This is a genomic window from Actinomycetospora sp., from assembly GCF_036497245.1.
Classification (GTDB): domain Bacteria; phylum Actinomycetota; class Actinomycetes; order Mycobacteriales; family Pseudonocardiaceae; genus Actinomycetospora.
The window spans coordinates 1-4,202 of sequence record NZ_DASXJS010000220.1 but is presented as its reverse complement, the minus strand read 5'-3'; the positions used below and the strand labels follow the sequence as shown (position 1 = coordinate 4,202).

The window sequence follows — 4,202 nt, the reverse complement described above, 5'->3', positions numbered from 1 at the left end:
GACATGAACCAGCCCGGGGTCGAGGCGCGTCCGCTCAAGCAGATGAGCGGCGCCAGCGAGTTCGGCGAGGTGTTCTTCACCGACGCACGGGTCCCGGCGAAGGACTGCCTCGGCGAGATCGGGCACGGCTGGCGGACCGCGATGCTGCTGCTCTCCTTCGAGCGCGGCGCGTCCGGCGTCGGCCAGTACACCGAGTTCCGCCGGCAGTACGACGAGATCGTCGCCGAGGCCAAGCGCTTCGGCCGCGCCGACGACCCGGTGGCCCGCCAGGAGCTCGCCCGCTGCCTGGTCGAGCTCGAATGCCTGCGCTACCACGCGATGCACATCCTCACCCAGACCGAGCAGGGCCGGGACCTGGGCTCGGAGTCGTCGATGACGAAGCTGCAGTGGTCGGAGGCGTTCCAGGACCTCTGGGAGGCCTTCGAGAAGGTCCTCGGCCCCGAGGCCACGCTCGCCGCGCCGCGGCCCGACGTCGACCTCTCGCCGTTCCACGCGCAGGACCACTGGTCCCGGTCGGTGACGATCTGGGGCGGCTCGTCGCAGGTCCAGCGCAACATCGTCGCCGAGCGCGTGCTCGGCCTGCCCCGGTAGGAGGCCTCGTGTTCTTCGCACTCACCGACGAGCAGCAGGCGTTCGCCTCGACGGTCTCCGAGTTCCTCGCGGACCGGTTCGACCTCGACGCGGTGCGCGGCGTCGTCGAGGACACCCAGGGGGATGGGCACCCGCTGACGCTGTGGAAGGGCCTCGCGGACCAGGGGGCGCTCGCCGTCCTCGTCCCCGAGGAGCACGACGGGCTCGGGCTGGGCCTCGTCGACGCCCAGGTCGTGGCCCGGGCGCTCGGCGCGGGAGTCGCGCCCGGACCGTGGCTCGCGACGGTGCTCGCCGCGGAGGGGATCCGCCTGGCCGGGTCCGCCGAGCAGCAGAGCCGGTGGCTGCCCGCGCTGGCCGCGGGGGAGACCGTCGGCACCGTCGCGCTCCGCGGCGAGGGCGGGGCCTGGGACGGTTCCGGCATCACGGTCGACGCCGCCGACAACCGGCTCTCCGGGTCGGCCTCACCGGTGGACTACCCGGGGGTGGCCGGGCTCGTGGTCGTCGCGGCGACGGACTCGTCGGGCACGCCGGGTCTGTACCTCGTGGAGCCCGGCGCGCAGGGCATGACGGTGCGCGACCAGCGCAGCTACGACGGCACGGCCCGGGTCGGTGCCGTGGAGTTCGCCGACACCCCGGCCGAGCCGCTCGCCGCAGGCGGACCGGAGGCGGTCGCGGCGCTGCTCGCGCGCGGCGCCGTGCTCAACGCCGCGGACCTGGTGGGGGTCGCCCGCGAGGCGCTCACCCGCACCGTCGCCTACGACCGCGAGCGGACCCAGTTCGGTGTGCCCGTGGGCTCGTTCCAGGCGATCAAGCACCGGATGGCCGACCTGCACGTCGCCGTGACCATGGCCGAGCACGCGGTGCTCTTCGCGGCGTTCGCCGTGGACTCCCGCGACCCCGGGGTCGACGTGGCCGTCGCGGTGGCGGGCTCCAAGGCGTCCGACGCGGCCTGGGAGGCGACCGGCGCGATGATCCAGTTCTTCGGCGGGATCGGCTTCACGTGGGAGCACGAGGCGCACTTCTTCTACAAGCGCGCCCGTCGTCGTGCCCCGCTGTTCGGGTCGGCGGAGGAGCATCGGGCGCGTCTGGCCGCGCTCACCATGTAGGTGGGGCGGAGCGGCGGAGCCACCGGCCGAAGGAGTCATCCGTGGCGATGAGTGCCACCCCGTCGTCGGTCGCCTCGGCCATGGCCGAGGCGGCCGGCGCCTGGCTGGAGACCCTCGACGACGAACAACGGCGCGCCGCGTCCTGGACCTGGCCGGGGTCGAAGGCCGCCGAGGCCGAGCGGACCGCGTGGTTCTACACGCCCACCGACCACGGCGGGCTCACGCTGCACGAGCAGCTGCCCCACCAGCAGCGGGCCACGATGAGGCTGCTCGCGACCGGGCTCTCCGAACCGGCCTACGTCAGCGCGACGACGATCATGGGCCTGGAGAACGTCCTCGACCGCACCGAGGGCTTCACCGCCGGCTTCGCCCGTGACCGCGGACGCGACCCCGGGATGTACTACGTGCGCGTCTTCGGCGACCCGTCGGGGAGCGGGCCGTGGGGCTGGCGGTTCGGCGGTCACCACGTGTCCGTGCACCATCTGGTCGTCGACGGCGAGGCCGTCGCCGGGTCGCCGTGCTTCCTGGGCGCGGACCCGATGGTCTCGCCGCTGCTCGGCGGGCAGGAGCTGCGCCCGCTCGGCGGGATCGAGGACACCGGCCGCGCCCTGCTGCACGCCCTGGACGACGGGCAACGCGAGACGGCACTGCTCACGCCGACCGCACCCGCGGACATCGTCGGGGCCAACCGCGTCGAGGTCTCGCCCGGCGACCGCGTCATCCCGCTGCCCGACCTCTGGCGCGGACACTTCGACGACCAGGCGCTCGAGGACCGGCTCTGGTCGGGCCACGACGGCCTGGAGGCACAGCTCGGGGTGACCGACGCCGATCGCGCCGCCACCGAGATCGGCGCCGGGCCGAAGGGCATCGCCGGAGCCGATCTCGACGCCGGGCAGCGGGCCGTGCTGCGCGCGCTGCTCGAGACCTACGTCGGCCGAATGCCCCCGGGACTGGTGGAACGGGAGCGGGCACGGTTCGACGGCGACGCGCTCGACGCCGTGCACTTCGCCTGGGCCGGTGGCCACCAGCGGGGCGAGCCGCACTACTACCGCCTCGAGGGTCCGGGGCTGCTCGCGGAGTGGGACAACACCCAGCGCGGGGTCAACCACGCCCATTCGGTCTGGCGGGCGGCCGGGCACGAGTTCGGGCGGGACGTCCTCGCCGAGCACCGGCGCACCCACCACTGACCCGCGCGGCCCGCGCCCGTGGGTGGGCGGTGGGCCCGGCATTACCCTGGGACCGTGGACGACTCGACCGCGACCGAACTCAAGGACCTCGCCGCCAGCCTCGACAGCGTGGAGGCGGCGATGGACCTCGACGGTCTGCGGCGCCAGGTCGCCGAGCTGGAGACCCAGGTCGCGGCCCCCGACCTGTGGGACGACGTCGAGACCGCGCAGAAGCTCACCAGCGACTTCACCCACAAGCAGGCCGACCTCAAGAAGGCGGAGTCGCTGCGCTCCCGGCTCGACGACCTCTCGACGCTCTACGAGATGGCCGACGAGGAGTCCGGCTCGGACTCGGCCGAGCTCACCGTGGAGGCCGACTCCGAGCGCGCGAGCCTGCACACCGACATCAGCGCCTTCGAGGTGCGGACGCTGCTCAACGGCGAGTACGACGAGCGCGACGCGGTGGTCACGGTGCGCGCCGAGGCCGGCGGGGTGGACGCTGCGGACTTCGCGGAGATGCTGATGCGGATGTACCTGCGCTGGGCCGAGCGCCACGGCTACCCGACCGAGGTCTACGACACCTCGTACGCGGAGGAGGCGGGCATCAAGTCCGCCACGTTCAAGGTCTCGGCGCCCTACGCCTACGGCACGCTCTCCGTCGAGCAGGGCACGCACCGGCTCGTCCGGATCTCACCGTTCGACAACCAGGGACGCCGCCAGACCTCGTTCGCGGGGGTCGAGGTGGCGCCCGTCGTCGAGTCGACCGACCACGTGGAGATCGACGAGAAGGACCTGCGGGTCGACGTCTACCGCTCGTCCGGCCCCGGCGGCCAGGGCGTGAACACCACGGACTCGGCGGTGCGGCTCACCCACCTGCCCACGGGCATCGTCGTGAGCTGCCAGAACGAGCGCTCGCAGCTGCAGAACAAGGCCTCGGCGATGGCGGTGCTCGCCGGCAAGCTGCTGGCCCGCCGCCGCGAGGAGGAGCAGGCGCTGCTCGACTCGCTCAAGGACTCCGGGTCGAGCTGGGGCAACCAGATGCGCTCCTACGTGCTGCACCCGTACCAGATGGTCAAGGACCTGCGGACCGCCCAGGAGACCGCGCAGACCACCCAGGTGCTCGACGGGTTCATCGACGACTTCCTCGACGCGGGCATCCGGTGGCGCAAGCAGACCCAGGCGGCGTAGCGGCCCCTCACGGGAGCGGCGCCCGAACGGGCGACGTTCGCCCGTCCGGGGTGCCCCCGGCCGCCGCGTAGCATCCCGCTCCGTGCTCCGGCTAGAACACGTCTCGAAGCAGTACCCGACGTCCGTCCGGCCGGCGCTCGACGACGTCACG

General features: G+C 73.3%; 4 protein-coding genes. All 4 read left to right on the top strand.

The genetic code is table 11. The features are described from left to right. Nucleotides 1-591: acyl-CoA dehydrogenase family protein (locus VGI02_RS23345; RefSeq protein ID WP_331631358.1), on the top strand; the 591-nt coding region annotated here is incomplete at its 5' end. A gap of 8 nt (nucleotides 592-599) precedes the next feature. Continuing rightward, a complete protein-coding gene (locus VGI02_RS23340) occupies nucleotides 600-1,697 on the top strand; it encodes an acyl-CoA dehydrogenase family protein (RefSeq protein ID WP_331631356.1) in 1,098 nt (365 codons plus the stop codon). A 47-nt stretch (nucleotides 1,698-1,744) separates the two neighbouring features. After that, a complete protein-coding gene (locus VGI02_RS23335; protein WP_331631359.1) occupies nucleotides 1,745-2,884 on the top strand; it encodes a DUF3500 domain-containing protein in 1,140 nt (379 codons plus the stop codon). A gap of 54 nt (nucleotides 2,885-2,938) precedes the next feature. Beyond that, nucleotides 2,939-4,051 carry a peptide chain release factor 2 gene (gene prfB, locus VGI02_RS23330; protein ID WP_331631353.1) on the top strand — a complete coding sequence of 371 codons (1,113 nt, stop codon included), beginning with the start codon at nucleotides 2,939-2,941 and terminating at the stop codon, nucleotides 4,049-4,051. Nucleotides 4,052-4,202 lie beyond the last annotated feature (151 nt).

Coding starts and splice junctions, on each gene's coding strand:
- VGI02_RS23335 (WP_331631359.1), top strand. CDS start 1,745: ATGAGTGCCACCCCGTCGTCGGTCGCCTCGGCCATGGCCGAGGCGGCC.